This window comes from Rhizobium centroccidentale, assembly GCF_030182565.1.
Classification (GTDB): domain Bacteria; phylum Pseudomonadota; class Alphaproteobacteria; order Rhizobiales; family Rhizobiaceae; genus Rhizobium.
In genome coordinates, this window is the sequence record NZ_JAQJCG010000006.1 from 216,329 (window position 1) to 234,547 (window position 18,219).

At 60.3% G+C, this 18,219-nt stretch carries 12 protein-coding genes; 9 read left to right on the top strand and 3 right to left on the bottom strand.

Features of this window, described 5'->3' with window-relative positions; translation table 11 throughout:
- Window positions 1-4: 4 nt before the first annotated feature.
- The 9 genes from PH562_RS11070 to PH562_RS11110 all read left to right on the top strand — a co-directional run bounded on the left by PH562_RS11070 (window position 5) and on the right by PH562_RS11110 (window position 14,310).
- On the top strand, window positions 5-883 hold the full coding sequence (locus PH562_RS11070) for a transglutaminase family protein (protein ID WP_113230778.1): 879 nt from the start codon (window positions 5-7) through the stop codon (window positions 881-883).
- A 148-nt stretch (window positions 884-1,031) separates the two neighbouring features.
- A complete protein-coding gene (locus PH562_RS11075) occupies window positions 1,032-2,240 on the top strand; it encodes a vWA domain-containing protein (protein WP_285172991.1) in 1,209 nt (402 codons plus the stop codon).
- 296 nt (window positions 2,241-2,536) lie between these two features.
- Window positions 2,537-4,999, top strand: coding sequence for a glycogen/starch/alpha-glucan phosphorylase (locus PH562_RS11080; RefSeq protein WP_285172992.1), 2,463 nt, complete (start codon window positions 2,537-2,539; stop codon window positions 4,997-4,999).
- Complete coding sequence (gene glgB / locus PH562_RS11085) at window positions 4,996-7,203, top strand: 1,4-alpha-glucan branching protein GlgB (RefSeq protein ID WP_285172994.1); 2,208 nt, start codon at window positions 4,996-4,998, stop codon at window positions 7,201-7,203. The genes PH562_RS11080 and glgB overlap by 4 nt, the downstream gene beginning before the upstream one ends.
- A 27-nt stretch (window positions 7,204-7,230) precedes the next feature.
- Window positions 7,231-8,493, top strand: coding sequence for a glucose-1-phosphate adenylyltransferase (gene glgC / locus PH562_RS11090; protein ID WP_285172995.1), 1,263 nt, complete (start codon window positions 7,231-7,233; stop codon window positions 8,491-8,493).
- A gap of 3 nt (window positions 8,494-8,496) precedes the next feature.
- Window positions 8,497-9,939: a glycogen synthase GlgA gene (gene glgA / locus PH562_RS11095; protein ID WP_285172996.1), complete on the top strand. Its 1,443-nt coding sequence runs from the start codon at window positions 8,497-8,499 to the stop codon at window positions 9,937-9,939.
- A gap of 4 nt (window positions 9,940-9,943) precedes the next feature.
- Window positions 9,944-11,572 (top strand): alpha-D-glucose phosphate-specific phosphoglucomutase, encoded by a 1,629-nt coding sequence (locus tag PH562_RS11100; protein ID WP_113230783.1) that lies wholly within the window; start codon window positions 9,944-9,946, stop codon window positions 11,570-11,572.
- Window positions 11,573-11,783: 211 nt separating this feature from the next.
- The gene (gene glgX, locus PH562_RS11105; RefSeq protein ID WP_285172998.1) at window positions 11,784-13,754 is read left to right on the top strand and encodes a glycogen debranching protein GlgX; all 1,971 of its coding nucleotides are present in this window, start codon (window positions 11,784-11,786) and stop codon (window positions 13,752-13,754) included.
- 67 nt (window positions 13,755-13,821) lie between these two features.
- Window positions 13,822-14,310 (top strand): MaoC family dehydratase, encoded by a 489-nt coding sequence (locus PH562_RS11110; protein WP_285172999.1) that lies wholly within the window; start codon window positions 13,822-13,824, stop codon window positions 14,308-14,310.
- On the opposite strand, the gene PH562_RS11115 is transcribed toward PH562_RS11110, so the two are convergent.
- From PH562_RS11115 to PH562_RS11125, 3 genes are read right to left on the bottom strand one after another with little or no spacing between them, the layout of a single operon-like run.
- Window positions 14,307-14,855 carry a sarcosine oxidase subunit gamma gene (locus tag PH562_RS11115; protein ID WP_285173000.1) on the bottom strand — a complete coding sequence of 183 codons (549 nt, stop codon included), beginning with the start codon at window positions 14,853-14,855 and terminating at the stop codon, window positions 14,307-14,309. The genes PH562_RS11110 and PH562_RS11115 overlap by 4 nt on opposite strands.
- Complete coding sequence (locus tag PH562_RS11120) at window positions 14,848-17,844, bottom strand: sarcosine oxidase subunit alpha (protein WP_285173001.1); 2,997 nt, start codon at window positions 17,842-17,844, stop codon at window positions 14,848-14,850. Before PH562_RS11120 ends, PH562_RS11115 begins: the two co-directional genes overlap by 8 nt.
- The gene (locus PH562_RS11125) at window positions 17,841-18,206 is read right to left on the bottom strand and encodes a sarcosine oxidase subunit delta (protein WP_113230788.1); all 366 of its coding nucleotides are present in this window, start codon (window positions 18,204-18,206) and stop codon (window positions 17,841-17,843) included. The genes PH562_RS11120 and PH562_RS11125 overlap by 4 nt, the downstream gene beginning before the upstream one ends.
- Window positions 18,207-18,219 lie beyond the last annotated feature (13 nt).

The window sequence follows — 18,219 nt, forward strand, 5'->3', positions numbered from 1 at the left end:
GTGAATGCTCTACGATCTCTCACTTCACATGGGCTACATCTACGACGTGCCGGCCAGCGGCGCGCGGCATATATTGCGTGTCATGCCGCTCTCCCTGCCCAACCGGCAGAGGCTGATCGCCGGCTCGGTGAAGATAACCCCAGGGCCGGACGAGCAATCGAACTTCACGGATTTCTTCCAGCACCCGGCAACTTCGATCCTGGTGCGCGATCCGCATGAAAGGCTCGATATCCGCATGCAGGCGCGTGTTCAGGTGGAGAGCCAGCCTGTCGCGGCCGACTTCTCCCCTATGCTCGCCAAGTTGCCGGAAGAGATCGAAGACTGCTGGTCGATCGACCCGTCTTCGCCCCACCATTTCCTCGGGAGCAGCCCGCGTCTGCCGTTGACGGGCGAAATCACCGATTACGCCAGGCAATGGAAATCGACCAAACTGACGACCCTGCAGATTGCGCATGCGGTCTGCGCGCAGATCCACAAGGATTTCACCTACGATCCCAAGGCGACGACGGTCGATACCACCCCCAAGGAGGCATTTCGCCTCAAACGCGGGGTCTGCCAGGATTTTTCGCATGTGATGATCATCGCGCTCCGCAGCCTCGGCATTCCTGCCGGCTATGTCAGCGGCTTCCTGCGCACCATTCCACCGCCCGGCAAGGAAAGACTGGAAGGCGCCGACGCCATGCATGCATGGGTGCGCGTCTGGTGCGGCGAGACGGCCGGCTGGATCGAGCTCGATCCGACCAATAATATTCCCGCCGGCACCGATCACATCGTCGTAGCCTATGGTCGCGATTATTCGGACGTTGCCCCCGTTATCGGCGTACTGAAGGGCTACGGCAATCAGAAAGCCGTCCAGGCAGTAGATGTCGTTCCACTAAAATAGAATATACTTAAAGTAGTAAAAATCTGAAGCGAATCGCGCCAGATTATGTAGTTTGTTAAAAATCAACCGATCGCTTAAACCTTCAACTCATATTTGTAATTGATAGTCCCGCCGTTCTTGAGAATCTAACTCTTTCTAACAGGCGGACATGATGATTGCCGGCTCCGATATACTTTGGGCATTTAAACAACTTTTACGCGATAGAGCTGGAAATTTCGGCATCCTGACGGCGATTGCCGTGCCCGTGCTGGCTGTGGCGGGAGGTGTAGCGGTCGATGTCACGAACATGTCGCTGACACGCAGCCAGCTTCAGGAATCAACGGACGCCGCCGCGCTCGCGACTGCAACCGCACTTGCGGACGGCAGTGCGACCACCACGACCGCCAAGGATCTCGGCAACAATTTCGTCCTCGGCCAAATGTCGAACTATCTCGCTGGCGATACCGATGCTGCGAATTCACTGAAAGCGGGCACCAGCACGACGGTAACAAAAACGACCGATTCCTCCGGGAATTCTGGTTACACGGTCGTCGTAAATGCATCCTATTCGATGTCCGTGAACAGCATGACACGCCTGACAGGGCAAAGTTCCCTGAACATTTCTGCATCCAGCACGTCAATCAGCGGAAAGACTACCGAAACCCAGAAGAATGCGCTGTCGATGGAGATCGCGCTCGATAAGTCCGGTTCGATGTTACTGAATACGGAAGTTGTCGACACTAGTCAGAAAAGTTGTATCCAATACTATACTGACGGGAATTATCTATATCAGTATCCAAAGGCTAAGAGTCCTTGCTACATCAAAAAGATTGCAGCACTGAAAACAGCCGTCGGCAGTCTTCTGGACCAGTTGGATGCGGCCGATCCTGCGTCGCAATACGTCCGCACCGCAGCCATTGCTTGGAGCAGCGAAGTCGACAGCTACAGCAATCTCGATTGGGGAACAAAATCGACTCGCACCAACGTCGTCAGCGGGTTGAATGCTCAAGGCGGTACCGAGTCCAGTGCGCCGATGACAATGGCTTTCAACAACCTTATGTCGGCTTCCGAAGCAGCTGCTCAGGCCAAAAAGAATAACAAGACTTTCCAGAAGTACATCGTGCTGATGACAGATGGAGAAAACAACGACACCAGTTCGGATCAGAAGACGCTGGCAACCTGCAATTCTGCAAAGGCCGCTGGTATCAAAATCTACACTGTTGCTTTCATGGCTCCGGCACGCGGCCAAAGTCTGCTCCAGGCTTGCGCAACGAGCCCATCAAACTACTTTGCTGCGCAGCAGATGTCGGATCTGGTCGCCGCCTTCAAGACAATCGCCACGGAAACATCGAAGCAGATGACCCTGCTGACCAAGTGATCTTGCTGGCAGCAGCGCAAAGCAACCACAGATAGACAATAAAGAAAAAGCCGCGCGATGCGAGTATCGCGCGGCTTTTCGTTTGATCGATGCGCGAATAAAAGCTCGAAACATCATCGGAATCAAGTCTTTTCGCGCTCACCGGAAACCTTTCGCCGCAATTTTCGCATCCGCCCAACTCGCTTGTTGCAACTGCTTTACATCGGTGCGTAAACTGATAGTGAAACGGAAAGGCAAATCGATTTAATTGAGCGTAACACGCTGAATATAAATCACAAATGGCGAGAGTTGATAGTATGAATAACTTGACGAAGGCCGATCTCCCCGTTCCAGCCCCGCGCAGTTCCCGCCCCGAAATCCTTGCCGAAGAAATCATTGAGCGCCTGACATATCGTATCGGCAAGGACGCGAAGGTTGCCAAGCCGCACGACTGGCTGACGGCAACGATCCTCGTCATTCGCGACCGCGTCATCGACAAATGGATCGAATCGACCCGCAAGACCTACGAGACGAACGCCAAGCGCGTCTACTATCTATCGCTCGAATTCCTCATTGGTCGCCTGATGCGCGACGCCATCTCCAATCTCGGCCTGATGGAAGAGATCACCAACGCTCTCGCCTCACTCGGCGTCGACATACGTGTCATCGCCGGCCTCGAGCCCGATGCAGCGCTCGGCAACGGCGGTCTTGGCCGTCTTGCCGCCTGTTTCATGGAATCCATGGCTACCGTCGACGTGCCGGCCTATGGCTATGGCATTCGCTACGTCCACGGGCTCTTCCGCCAGCAGATGGCCGATGGCTGGCAGGTGGAGCTACCCGAAACCTGGCTGGCGCACGGAAACCCGTGGGAATTCGAACGCCAGGAGAGCTCCTATGAAATCGGCTTCGGCGGCGCCGTCGAGACCATCGGCAGCCACGACGATCAGCCGCGTTACGTCTGGAAGCCGGCCGAGCGCGTCATCGCCACCGCATTCGACACACCCGTCGTCGGCTGGCGTGGCGCACGCGTCAACACGCTGCGCCTCTGGTCGGCGCAGCCGATCGACCCGATCCTGCTCGATGCCTTCAACGCCGGCGACCATATCGGCGCGCTGCGCGAAAGCAACAAGGCCGAAAGCCTGACCCGTGTTCTCTATCCCGCCGATGCGACGCCCGCCGGCCAGGAGCTGCGCCTCCGCCAGGAATTCTTCTTCTCGTCGGCCTCGCTGCAGGACATTCTGCGCCGCCACCTGCAGCAATATGACGATCTGACCAATCTCGCCGACAAGGTCGCGATCCAGCTGAACGACACGCATCCGGCCGTCTCCGTTACGGAAATGATGCGCCTGCTGGTCGATGTTCATGGCTTCGATTTCGACAAGGCCTGGGATATCACCCGCGGCACCTTCGGCTATACCAACCACACCCTGCTGCCGGAAGCACTGGAAAGCTGGCCCGTGCCGTTGTTCGAGCGGCTTTTGCCGCGCCACATGCAGATCGTCTATGCCATCAACGCCAAGGTTCTGGTGGAAGCGCGCAAGCTGCGCAATTTCAGCGACACCGAAATCCGCTCGATCTCGCTGATCGACGAAAACGGCGATCGGCGCGTACGCATGGGCAATCTCGCCTTTGTCGGCTCGCATTCGATCAACGGCGTTTCCGCGCTTCATACCGACCTGATGAAAGTCACGGTCTTCGCCGACCTGCACAAGCTCTATCCGGACCGCATCAACAACAAGACGAACGGCATCACGCCGCGCCGCTGGCTGATGCAGTGCAATCCCGGCCTGACCAACCTCGTGCGCGAAACCATCGGCGACGCCTTCCTGGACGATGCTGAGCAGCTGAAGCCGCTGGATCAGTTTGCCCACGACAGCGCCTTCCAGGAGAAATTCGCCGCCATCAAGCGTGCCAACAAGGTGCAGCTCTCCAATCTTGTCGCCAGTCGCATGGGCATCAAGCTCGATCCGAATGCGATGTTCGATATCCAGATCAAGCGCATCCACGAATACAAGCGCCAGCTTCTGAACGTCATCGAAGCGGTGGCGCTCTACGACCAGATCCGCTCGCATCCGGAACTCGATTGGCAACCGCGCGTCAAGCTCTTCGCCGGCAAGGCGGCGCCGAGCTATCACAACGCGAAGCTCATCATCAAGTTGATCAACGACGTCGCCCGTGTCATCAACAATGATCCGTCGGTGCGCGGTCTCTTGAAGGTCGTCTTCGTACCGAACTACAACGTCTCGCTGGCGGAAGTCATGGTTCCGGCCGCCGATCTTTCCGAGCAGATTTCGACCGCCGGCATGGAAGCCTCGGGTACCGGCAACATGAAGTTCGGCCTCAATGGCGCGCTGACCATCGGCACGCTCGACGGCGCCAATGTCGAAATGCGCGACAATGTCGGCGAGGATAATATCGTCATCTTCGGATTGCGGGCCGATGAGGTCGCCAACCTGCGCAGTGACGGTCACAATCCGCGCGCCATTATCGAGCGCTCGCGCGAATTGGCTCAGGCCCTTTCGGCCATCGCCTCCGGTGTCTTCTCCCCCGACGATCGCAACCGCTATGCCAGCCTGATCGACGGCATCTATAGCCACGACTGGTTCATGGTCGCCGCCGATTTCGACGCCTATGCCTCGGCACAGCGCGAAGTCGATATTCTCTGGGCCAATCCATCCGAGTGGTATGCGAAGACGATCAACAATACCGCTCGCATGGGCTGGTTCTCCTCCGACCGGACGATCCGTCAGTATGCCAAGGAAATCTGGAGGGCCGGATGAAAAAGCCGAAAAAACCCGCTGACGGCACAAGCTTGAGGGATATTTCGGCAGGGGATATTGCTGCAATTCTCGCAGGCACCCATTCCGATCCGTTCGCCGTTCTCGGCGTTCATAAGACAGACGAAGGCTATGTGGCCCGCTGTTTCATCCTTGGTGCCGAAGCCGTCACCGCCACGGCGCTCGACGGTTCCGTCATCGGCGAGCTCGAATGCCTCGATCCGGCAGGCTTCTTTTCCGGCGACGTCAAACTCGCCAAACAGCAGCCGGTCCGCTATCGCGCCCGGCGCGGCGATGCCGAATGGGCGGTAACCGATCCCTACAGCTTCGGTCCGGTTCTCGGGCCGATGGACGATTACTTCGCCCGTCAGGGCACACATTTGCGCCTGTTCGACAAGATGGGCGCCCATCCGCTGAAGCATGAAGGCGTCCAGGGCTTTCATTTTGCCGTCTGGGCACCGAATGCACAGCGTGTTTCCGTCGTTGGCGATTTCAACAATTGGGATGGCCGCCGGCACGTCATGCGCTTTCGCTCCGACAGCGGCATCTGGGAGATCTTCGCCCCGGATGTGCCGGCCGGGGTTGCCTACAAGTTCGAGATCCGTGGCCATGATGGCGTGTTGCTGCCGCTGAAGGCGGATCCCTTTGCCCGACGCAGTGAGCTGCGCCCGAAGACGGCTTCGGTCACCGCCAACGAATTGCTTCAGGTCTGGGATGATTCGGCACACCGCGAACATTGGGCAAGCGTCGACCAGCGCCGCCAGCCGATCTCCATCTACGAGGTGCACGCCGGTTCCTGGCAGCGCCGCGACGACGGTTCGATGCTGTCGTGGGACGAACTCGCCTCGCGCCTCATTCCCTACTGCGTCGACATGGGCTTCACCCATATCGAATTCCTGCCGATCACCGAACACCCCTACGATCCGTCCTGGGGCTATCAGACCACGGGTCTTTACGCCCCGACCGCCCGCTTCGGCGAACCGGAAGGCTTTGCCCGTTTCGTCAACGGCTGCCACAAGGTCGGCATCGGCGTCATCCTCGATTGGGTGCCGGCGCATTTCCCGACGGACGAACATGGCCTGCGCTGGTTCGATGGCACCGCCCTTTACGAACATGAAGACCCGCGCAAGGGTTTTCACCCCGACTGGAACACGGCGATCTACAATTTCGGCCGCACCGAAGTCCTCGCCTATCTGCTGAACAACGCGCTTTACTGGGCAGAAAAATACCACTTGGACGGTTTGCGTGTCGATGCCGTCGCCTCCATGCTCTACCTCGACTATTCCCGCAAACATGGCGAATGGATCCCGAACGAATATGGCGGCAACGAAAATCTCGAAGCCGTCCGTTTCCTGCAGTCGATGAATACGCGGATCTACGGCGCGCATCCCGGCGTCATGACCATTGCCGAGGAATCGACCTCCTGGCCGAAAGTGTCGCAGCCGGTCCATGAAGGCGGCCTCGGCTTCGGCTTCAAGTGGAACATGGGCTTCATGCACGATACGCTGAGCTATCTCGCCCGCGAGCCCGTGCACCGCAAATATCACCACAACGAGCTGACCTTCGGCCTGATCTACGCCTTCTCGGAAAACTTCGTCCTGCCGCTCTCGCATGATGAAGTCGTCCACGGCAAGGGGTCGCTGATCGCCAAGATGGCCGGTGACGACTGGCAGAAATTCGCCAATCTGCGCGCCTACTATGCCTTCATGTGGGGCTATCCCGGCAAGAAGCTGTTGTTCATGGGGCAGGAATTCGCACAGTGGAGCGAATGGAGCGAGGAGCGCGCTCTGGACTGGAACCTGCTGCAGTACCGCATGCACGAAGGCATGCGCCGCCTCGTTCGTGACCTCAATTTCACCTATCGCAGCAAGCCGGCTCTCCACGCCCGCGACTGCGAGGGCGACGGCTTCGAATGGCTTGTCGTCGATGATTTCGAAAACTCGGTCTTTGCATGGCTCCGCAAGGCGCCGGGCGAAAAGCCAGTTGCCGTCATCACGAATTTCACGCCAGTCTATCGCGAGAATTACACCTTGCGCTTGCCAGCTGAGGGGCGGTGGCGCGAGATATTGAATACCGATGCCGACATCTACGGCGGCAGCGGCAAGGGGAATGGCGGGCGTGTCCAGGCCGTCAATGCAGGCGGAGGCGTACAGGCGGTGATAACGCTGCCTCCCCTGGCGACCATCATGCTCGAACCGGAATTCTGAGATCACTACGGACAGGGAGGAATAAAAATGGTAGAAAAACGTTTTCAGCCGCTGGCACGCGATGCCATGGCCTACGTTCTTGCCGGGGGACGCGGCAGCCGCCTGAAAGAACTGACCGACCGCCGTGCCAAGCCAGCCGTCTATTTCGGCGGCAAGACCCGGATCATCGATTTCGCGCTGTCAAACGCACTCAATTCCGGTATTCGCCGCATCGGCGTCGCCACGCAATACAAGGCGCATTCGCTGATCCGCCACATGCAGCGCGGCTGGAACTTCTTCCGCCCCGAACGAAACGAAAGCTTCGACATCCTGCCGGCCTCGCAGCGCGTTTCGGAAACGCAATGGTATGAGGGCACGGCGGACGCCGTCTATCAGAACATCGACATCATCGAGCCCTATGGTCCGGAATATATGGTCATCCTCGCCGGCGACCATATCTACAAGATGGACTACGAATGGATGCTGCAGCAGCACGTCGATTCCGGCGCTGATGTCACCATCGGCTGCCTGGAAGTGCCGCGAATGGAAGCTGTCGGCTTCGGCGTCATGCATGTCGACGACAAGGACCGGATCATAGATTTCGTCGAGAAGCCGGCCGATCCGCCCGGCATCCCCGGCAATCCCGATTTCGCGCTCGCCTCGATGGGCATCTATGTCTTCCACACGAAATTCCTGATCGAATGCCTGAAGCGCGATGCGGCCGACCCTAATTCCAGCCGCGACTTCGGCAAAGACATCATCCCCTATATCGTCAAGAACGGCAAAGCCGTCGCCCACCGCTTCGCGCAGTCCTGCGTCCGCTCCGATTTCGAGCGCGAAGCATACTGGCGCGACGTCGGCACGATCGATGCTTACTGGCAGGCCAATATCGATTTGACCGCCGTGGTGCCGGAGCTCGACATCTACGACAAGTCCTGGCCGATCTGGACCTATGCGGAAATCAGCCCGCCGGCCAAGTTCGTCCATGACGACGAAGACCGCCGCGGTTCGGCAGTTTCCTCCGTCGTCGCCGGCGATTGCATCATTTCCGGTGCCAGCCTCTACAACAGCCTGCTCTTTACCGGCGTACGCGCCAATTCCTACTCAAAGCTGGAAGGTGCTGTCGTGCTGCCGAGCGTCAAGATCGGCCGCCGCGCACAGCTGAAGAATGTCGTCATCGACCATGGCGTGACCATTCCTGAGGGCCTGGTGGTTGGTGAGGATCCGGAACTGGATGCCAAACGCTGGCGCCGCACGGACAGCGGTATCTGCCTGATCACCCAATCGATGATCGACAAGCTGGATTTGTAACCTATGAAGGTTCTCTCGGTTTCGTCCGAAGTCTTCCCCTTGATCAAGACAGGGGGGCTGGCCGATGTGGTCGGCGCCCTGCCTGTTGCACTGAAGCCCTATGGCGTCGAAACCAAGACCCTGATCCCAGGCTATCCTGCGGTCATGAAAGCCATTCGCGATCCAGTTGCCCGTCTGGAGCTTCCGGATCTTCTTGGCGAGGCAGCCACCATTCTCGAAGTCGAGCACGCAGGCATTTCCTTCCTCGTGCTCGACGCACCGGCCTATTACAGCCGCACCGGCGGCCCCTATGTCGATGCGACGGGCAAGGACTATCCCGACAACTGGCGGCGTTTCGCCGCGCTCTCGCTGGCCGGCGCGGAAATTGCCACCGGCCTCCTGCCCGGCTGGCGGCCGGATCTCGTGCATGCGCATGACTGGCAGTCAGCCATGGTGCCGGTCTACATGCGCTACTATCCCACGCCGGAGCTGCCGAGCGTACTGACCATCCACAACATCGCATTCCAGGGCCAGTTCGGCGCCGATATCTTCCCGGGCCTGCGTCTGCCAGCCCACGCTTTTTCCATGGAAGGCATCGAATATTACGGCGATGTCGGCTTCCTGAAAGGTGGGCTGCAGACGGCACATGCCCTGACCACCGTCAGCCCTTCCTATGCCGCGGAAATTCTGACGCCGGAATTCGGCATGGGCCTCGAAGGCGTCATCGCCAGCAAGGCCTACAATCTCTACGGCATCGTCAACGGCATCGACGACGGCATCTGGAATCCTGCGACCGATCCTATGATCGCCCAGACCTATAGCGCGGCGACGCTGAAGGATCGCGCCATCAATCGCCATCGGGTCGTCGAGCATTTCGGCCTGGACGAGGATGACGGTCCGATATTCTGCGTCGTCAGCCGGCTCACCTGGCAGAAAGGCATGGACCTTCTGGCTGAAGCTGCCAGCGAGATCGTCCACATGGGCGGCAAGCTTGCCATTCTCGGCGCAGGTGATGCGGCGCTGGAAGGCGCGCTGTTTGCCGCAGCCGGCCGTCATCGCGGCCGTGTCGGCGTTTCGGCCGGCTACAACGAGCCTATGTCGCATCTGATGCAGGCCGGCTGCGACGCGATAATCATTCCCTCGCGCTTCGAACCCTGTGGCCTCACGCAGCTTTATGGCTTACGCTACGGCTGCCTGCCGATTGTTGCGCGAACGGGTGGGCTGAACGATACGATTATCGACGCCAACCATGCCGCGCTGCAGGCAAAGGTCGCGACCGGCATTCAATTTTCGCCCATCACCGCGGAGGGGCTTTTGCAGGCCGTACGCCGTGCCATGCATCTTTTCCCGGATCGAAAGGTCTGGACGCAGATGCAAAAGCAGGGCATGAAATCCGACGTATCCTGGGGCAGGAGCGCAGAACGCTACGCCGCTCTCTACTCCAGTCTAGTCTCGAGAGGCGCTTAACCCGATGATTAAAACTGTACCGACTACCCCCTACGCGGATCAGAAACCCGGCACTTCGGGCCTGCGAAAGAAGGTTCCCGTATTCCAGCAGCCGAACTACGCGGAAAACTTCATCCAGTCGATTTTTGATTCGCTGGAAGGCTATCAGGGCAAGTGCCTGGTCATCGGTGGCGATGGCCGCTACTACAATCGCGAAGTCATCCAGAAGGCCATCAAGATGGCGGCCGCAAACGGCTTCGGCAAGGTGATGGTCGGCAAGGGCGGCATCCTCTCGACGCCCGCAGCCTCCAACATCATCCGCAAGTACAAGGCCTTCGGCGGCATCATCCTGTCGGCCAGCCATAATCCCGGCGGCCCGACGGAAGACTTTGGTATCAAGTATAACATTGGCAATGGCGGCCCCGCGCCCGAAAAGATCACCGACGCCATCTATGAGCGCTCCAAGGTGATCGACAGCTACAAGATATCAGATTTCCCGGATATCAACCTCGACCGCATTGCCCGCGAGGACGTGGGCGGCATGATCGTCTCGGTCATCGATCCGGTCGAAGACTATGCGGCCCTCATGGAGGAGCTGTTTGATTTCGGTGCCATCCGCAACCTGATCAGCCTCGGCTTCCGTATCTGCTTCGACGCGATGAGTGCCGTCACCGGCCCCTATGCGAAGGAAATCTTCGAGATCCGCCTCGGCGCTCCGGATGGATCGGTGCGCAACTTCCTGCCGCTGCCGGATTTCGGCGGCCATCATCCGGACCCGAACCTCGTTTACTGCAAGGAGCTCTACGACGACATGATGAGCGACGATGCGCCCGATTTCGGCGCAGCATCGGACGGCGACGGCGATCGCAATCTCATCATCGGTAAGGGCATCTACGTCACACCGTCCGACAGCCTGGCGATCCTGGCGGCCAACGCCAACCTCGCTCCCGGCTATTCGCATGGCATCGCCGGCATTGCCCGCTCCATGCCAACAAGCGGCGCCGCCGATCGTGTTGCAGAAAAGCGCGGCGTCGGCATCTACGAAACGCCGACCGGCTGGAAATTCTTCGGCAATCTGCTCGACGCCGGCATGGCGACGATCTGTGGCGAGGAAAGCTCCGGCACCGGCTCGAACCATGTCCGCGAAAAGGACGGTCTTTGGGCCGTGCTGCTCTGGCTGAACATCCTTGCCGTGCGCGGCGAGAGCGTCATCGATATCGTGACGCAGCATTGGGCCGCCTATGGCCGCAACTATTATTCCCGCCACGACTATGAAGGCGTCGATACCGATGCTGCCAACGGTCTTATTGCAGCATTGCGCGAAAAGCTGCCGACGCTGCCGGGCACGAAAATCGGCGATCTCACCGTTTCCGCCGCCGACGATTTCGCCTATCACGACCCTGTCGACAAGTCGGTCAGCCAGCATCAGGGCATCCGCATCCTCTTCGAAGGCGGCTCGCGCGTGGTCTTCCGCCTCTCCGGCACCGGCACGACGGGCGCGACGCTGCGCGTTTACATCGAGCGTTATGAGCCCGATTCGACCCGTCACAATATCGAGACCCAGGAAGCGCTGGCCGATCTTATCACCGCCGCTCAGGATATCGCCGACATCAAGGGCCGCACCGGCCGTGACGCACCGACGGTTATTACCTGAGTTTTAGGTTTTAAGCTCCTTCTCCTCACAATGCGGGGAGAAGGTGGCCAGGAGCAGCTAAACGAAGTGAAGCAGCGACTGGTCGGATGAAGGGCCTTCTCGAAATTCGCCGCGACTGCATAATTGCCGAACGCTCTGCCCCTCACCCTAGCCCTCTCCCCGCAGGCGGGGAGAGGGAACAATCTCCAGCGATCCGGAAAGCCCGCGAGACATGTCAGAACCGACAACCCGCAGCCTTGGCGCGACCCTCACCGACTCGGGTGTTGAATTTGCTGTCTATTCCAGACATGCCGAGCGGATAGACCTCTGTCTGTTCGACGCCGAGGGCCACAAGGAAATCGCGCGTCTTCCGCTCGCCCGCGACGGCGATGAGCATCGACTCTTTGTTAGAGATGCCGGGGAAGGCACGCGCTACGGCTTGCGCGCCTATGGTTCATACGATCCCGACCAAGGCCTGTGGTTCGATCCTTCCAAACTGCTGGTTGATCCTTATGCAAGGGAAATAGACCGGCCGTTTCGCTACGATCCGCGCCTGGGGATCTTCGGCGCGAACACGCAGGACTTGATGCCAAAAGCGATCGTCTCGCGCGACGTTGCCGTCAAGCTGGCCAAGCCTCTGTTTCAGCCCGGCGGCCTGATCTATGAAATCGCTGTCAAACCCTTCACCATGCTGCATCCGGATGTGCCGGCTGAGAAGCGCGGCACGCTCGGCGCCCTCGCCCATCCCTCCATCATCGCGCATCTCAAGCGCTTGCAGGTGAACGCCGTCGAACTGATGCCAATCACCGCATGGATCGATGAACGGCACCTGCCGCCGCTTGGCCTCGCCAATGGCTGGGGCTACAACCCCGTCGCCTTCATGGCGCTCGACCCGCGTCTCGTACCCGGCGGCATGAAGGAGCTGCGCGAGACGGTCGCCGCTCTTCATGCCGATGGCATCGCCATCATCCTCGATCTCGTCTTCAACCATACCGGCGAAAGCGACCGCCAAGGCCCTACGCTATCCCTGCGCGGCCTCGACAACCCCACCTATTTCCGCAACCTGCCGGACCAGCCCGGCACACTGGTCAACGATACCGGCACGGGAAATACCGTCGCCTGCGACCAGCCGGCAACGCGAAAGCTCATCATCGACAGCCTCAGCCATTTTGTCCGCAATGCCGGTATCGACGGCTTCCGCTTCGATCTCGCCACCGTGCTGGGACGCAACGGCAAGGGCTTCGATCCGGAAAGCATGACGCTTCGCACCATGCTGGCGGACGAAGTGCTGCAGGATCGCATCATGATCGCCGAACCCTGGGACATCGGTCCCGGCGGCTATCAGCTCGGGAACTTCCCGGCACCTTTCCTCGAATGGAACGACCGTGCCCGCGACGACCTGCGCCGCTTCTGGCGCGGCGATGCCGGCATCGGCGATCTGGCAACGATCCTCGCTGGCTCCTCCTCCATCTTTGGCCGTGACGGGCGGACGCAGACACGCAGCGTCAACTTCCTCGCCGCCCATGACGGCTTCACGCTGATGGACCTCGTTTCCTACGAGAACAAGCACAATGAGGCCAATGGCGAGAACAATCGCGACGGCCACAACGAAAACTTCTCCTGGAACAACGGCATCGAGGGAAAAACTGACGATCAGGCGATCCAGTCCAAGCGCCGCGCCGATATCGAAGCCATGCTGTCGACGCTCTTTGCGGCGCGCGGCACGATCATGCTGACAGCAGGCGATGAAGGCGGGCGTAGCCAGCAGGGCAACAACAATGCCTACTGCCAGGACAACACTATCACCTGGGTAGACTGGAAACTGCTGGACGAGGAACTGATCGGCCATACCGCATGGCTCGCCGGCCTGCGTCGCCGCTTCACCGCCTTTGGCCAGATGGACTTTTTTCGCGGCGATGGCGACGTGCTTTGGTTCTCAGCCGCAGGCGCGCCGATGACCGTGCCGGATTGGGAAGCACCCGGAGCGGCCGTGCTTGGCATGGCGCTGCAAACAGAGGACCGGACGACGAACCGCTCGACGCGGCTCGCTATGGTCTTCAATCGCGCCGCAGAGGAACACGCCGTCACATTGCCGGCTTCCGAGAACGGCACCTGGTCTCTGCTGACGACGGCAGGCGAAACCCTAGCCGGAGGGCAGATCACCATTTCCGCCCGGTCCGTCGCGTTCTTTCTGGAAACTTGATCGCGGTTGCACTTTCAGTCTCGATTCGCCAGAAAGGGTTTTGACGACACAGACTGACGAGGATGGCATGCCTGGCGAAATTTCGCTTGTTGAGATCATGAAATTGGTGGGAACGGAGATCGGCGTCTCCGATTGGATTGCCGTCGACCAGACGATGATCGACACCTTTGCCGATGCGACGCTTGATCACCAATTCATTCACGTCGACCCCGAACGCGCCAAGGCGGAAACGCCCTATGGCGGCACGATTGCCCACGGCTTCTTGACACTCTCGCTGCTCTCGGCAATGAACTACAGCGCTCTGCCGAAGATCCGCGAACAGATCTTGGGCATCAACTACGGCTTCGAGAAGATCCGCTTCATGTCGCCGGTCAAGTGCGGAGCGCGGGTGCGAGGACGTTTCACACTCGCCGAAACGCGGCTGCGCGGCGCCAATATGCTGATGCTGACCTACGACGTGACCGTCGAGATCGAAAACGAGCGCAAACCAGCACTAACTGCGACATGGACGACCATATCGCAGTTCGACCCGAAGGATCGGCCGGAAGAGGGTTAAAGACCCGCATCCTCCGCACCCTCGGCCAACAGGCCGAAAGCATAATCGGAGAAGGAGCGCCAGACCTCGACGCGGAATGTCTCCTCGTCGAGCCGCAAGATCACCACTTCCGCCTTGCCGAGCAGCGTGCGCGAGCAAGCGCCGACGGGGAATGCGCTCAGCGAAACATCCTGCGGGCAGCCGGCGGCAAGCGTTGCTTCCGCGCCGGGACCGGAGACGATGACCGCGGTATTGCGATGTGAGACATCGGTCGCCGAATGCAGCACACCGGACGATGCAGCCACGCCGACCAGCTCGGCACCGTTTTCATCGATGACGAGCCATTCGTCCGGGCCGAGCCACAGGGCATGACGTCCATTGGCGCTGGCCGAGGTTTTCGGTCGAGTCGGCAGCTGAAGGCCAAGCGCCTGTGAAAGACTATGGACGGAATCGGCAGGTGCGCGCAGCGAAATGCGGTTTGCGGGAGCGGCTGGCGTCAGCCGGACGGTCGAGGAACCGCCGTGGCGACCGGCGAGCGGCAGTTTGCGGGTAGCGAGATCAGCCATTGATCCGGCCTCCTTCCTTGTCAAAGAACTCCAGATCCGTCACCTCGACAGCAATCGTCTTGTCGGGCATCGGCACATAGAGCGTCTTGCCCATGCGCTCGCGCCCGCCGGCCACCAGCGCGAAGGCGATGGAGCGGCCGAGATTTTCGGACCAGTAGGCCGAAGTGACATGGCCAAGCATGGTCATCGGCTTCGGCTCATTCGGATCGGCGACAATCTGTGCGCCCTCCTCCAGCACCACCTTCGGATCGCGGGTGACGAGGCCAACGAGCTGCTTGCGGCCTTCCTTGACGAGATCCGGCCGCTTCAGGCCGCGAATGCCGACAAAATCGGTCTTCTTCTTGGAGACAGCCCAGGCAAGGCCCGCATCGTCGGGTGTCACCGTGCCATCGGTATCCTGGCCGACGATGATATAGCCCTTCTCGGCGCGCAGCACATGCATTGTCTCCGTGCCGTAGGCGCAGGCACCCAGAGGCTCGGCGCGAGCCCAAACGGCTTCCCATACAGACTGGCCGTAATCGGCCGGCACGTTGATTTCGTAGCCGACTTCACCGGTGAAGGAAACGCGGAACAGCCGTGCCGGCACGCCGCAGACCTTGCACTCGGCAACGCTCATATGCGGGAAGGCTTCGTTTGAGAGATCCTGCCCTTCGACGAGCGGCTCGATGATCTCGCGCGCCTTCGGCCCCTGCACGGCGATAACAGCCCATTGCTCGGTGGTCGAGGTCAGCCACACCTTCAGGTGCGGGAATTCGGTCTGCAGATAGTCTTCCATATGATGCAGCACGCGCGGCGCGCCGCCGGTTGTCGTCGTCACATGGAACCGATCCTCGGCCAGGCGCCCCACGACGCCATCGTCATAAACGAAGCCGTCTTCGCGGGTCATGATGCCGTAGCGGCAGCGGCCGGGCTTCAGCGTATCCCAGGCATTGGTGTAGAGGAGGTTCAGGAATTCCGCCGCATCCGGCCCGACCACTTCGATCTTGCCGAGCGTCGAGGCATCGAATACGCCGGCGACTTCGCGCGCCGTGCGGCACTCGCGATTGACGGCCTGGTGCATGGTCTCGCCGGCACGCGGATAGAACCAGGCGCGCTTCCAGTTGCCGACATCTTCGAAGATCGCGCCATGCGCCTCTTCCCAGGCATGCATGGGCGTCTTGCGGGCGGGATCGAAGAGAGCCCCGCGCGAATGGCTGATCAGCGTGCCGTAGGTAACCGGCGTATAGGGTGCACGGAAGGTGGTGAGACCGACCTGCGGAATATCCTTGCCGAGCATTTCGGCGGCGATCGCAAGCCCGTGCATGTTGGAAAGCTTGCCCTGGTCGGACGCCATGCCGTTGGTGGTGAAGCGCTTGATATGCTCGATGGAATGCATGCCCTCGCGCACGGCAAGACGAATATCCTTGGCGCAGACATCGTGCTGGAAATCGACGAAAGCTTTTGCATTCGTATCCGGTCCCGCGCCTTCGGCCGCACCGATCATACCGCCGGTCCATTCGAAAGCCTGCTCGGCGTGGAGCTGGATCTTCTCGCCGCCATTGGTGCTGCCAGTCGCGCGCGCCATCAGCTCGCCGGCGGCAAGCGATTCCTCGATCGCGGCTTGCAGCCCGTCCGTGCCATTGCAAGCACCGACGGAAAGGCAATCCTGAACATAGGTACCCGGCAGGAAACGCTGCTTCTCGGCGTCGAATTTCAGCTTGCCGCGCGACTGCGAAAAGAGATGAACGGAAGGCGTCCAACCCGCCGAAACCAGCAGGGCATCCACCGGGATCTTGCGGGTGGCGGAGCTGCCGTTGCGCGAGACGGTCATGGAGGAGACGCGCAGCTTGCCTGATGTATCGACGACGGCATAGTCGGTCAGCACCTCGATGCCGAGCCGCTTTGCTTCGGCGAGAACCGCCTCGCCGGGCCGCGCGCGGCTGTCAACGATGGCAGCGATGGAGACACCGGCACGCTTGAGATCGAAGGCGGCCTCATAGGCCGAATCATGCGCCGTGTAGACGCCGATCTTCGCACCGACGGCGACGCCATAGTGGTTGAGATAGGCACGCGCGGCCGAGGCGAGCATGATGCCCGGGCGGTCGTTGTTCGGAAACACCATGTGGCGCTCGATAGCGCCCGTCGCCAGGATGGCGCGCTTGGCGCGGACCTGCCACAAGCGTTCGCGCGGCAGGTCGCGGCCGGGTTTCGCCAGATGATCGGTCACCCGTTCGGCAAGGCCGAAGAAATTATGGTTGTAGTAGCCGAAGGCGGTCGTGCGGGTCAGCACCTGCACATTCGGCATCGCCTTGAGCTTGGCGAAGGTCACCTGCGCCCACTCATAGCCCTCGACGCCGTCGATCTTGATGCCGGTATCGAAGCGCAGCGCGCCGCCGACATCCGGCTGTTCATCACAGAGGATGACCTTGGCGCCGGTTTCGGCAGCGGCGAGCGCCGCGGAAAGACCGGCAACGCCCGCACCAACGACGAGCACGTCGCAATGCGCATAGCGGCTGGCATAGTGATCCGGATCCTCCTCCGTCGGCGCGACGCCGAGGCCGGCGGCACGGCGGATGAAGGGCTCGTAAATATGCTTCCAGGCCGACTTCGGCCACATGAAGGTCTTGTAGTAGAAGCCGGCGGCAAAGAAGGGCGACATCAGATTGTTGACGCCACCGATATCGAAGGCAAGCGACGGCCAGCGGTTCTGCGACTGAGCCTTCATGCCGTCGAAGACTTCCTGCACGCTGGCACGGACGTTCGGCTGACGCCGCGCTGCATCGCGCGAGATATCGAGCAGCGCGTTCGGCTCTTCGGCGCCGGCCGACAAGATGCCGCGCGGACGGTGGTACTTGAAGGACCGGCCGACGAGATGGACGCCATTGGCAAGCAGCGCCGAGGCGACGGTATCGCCTTCGAGCGCGGTATAGGCCTTGCCGTCAAAAGTGAAGCGAGCGGTTCTGGCCGGCGTCAGACGTCCCTTGCCCGCGATACGATTGGCGCCGCTCATTCAGCAAATCCCTGTGTTTGTGCCGTCTGTTCTTGTTCGTTCTGTTCCTGCGCCACCGGTTCGGCCGCGCCAGGCTTGAGCGTCGCCGGATCCGGCTTCGGCTCGCCCGCCTTGTAAGTGCGGTAGAAGTGATCGCTTACCGTGTCGCGCGCCGCATTGAAGAAGCGGCCGCAGCCGTGGATGTGCCGCCAACGCTCGAAGATCAGCCCCTTCGGATTGTCGCGCAGGAAGAAATATTCCTCGAATTCTTCATCCGATATCCCGGCAATATTGGCCGGCCGCGCGATATGCGCGTCACCGGCGTTGCGGAATTCGAGTTCCGAACGCTCTTCCTCGCAATAGGGGCAGTAAATCAGCAGCATTGTTTTCTACCTG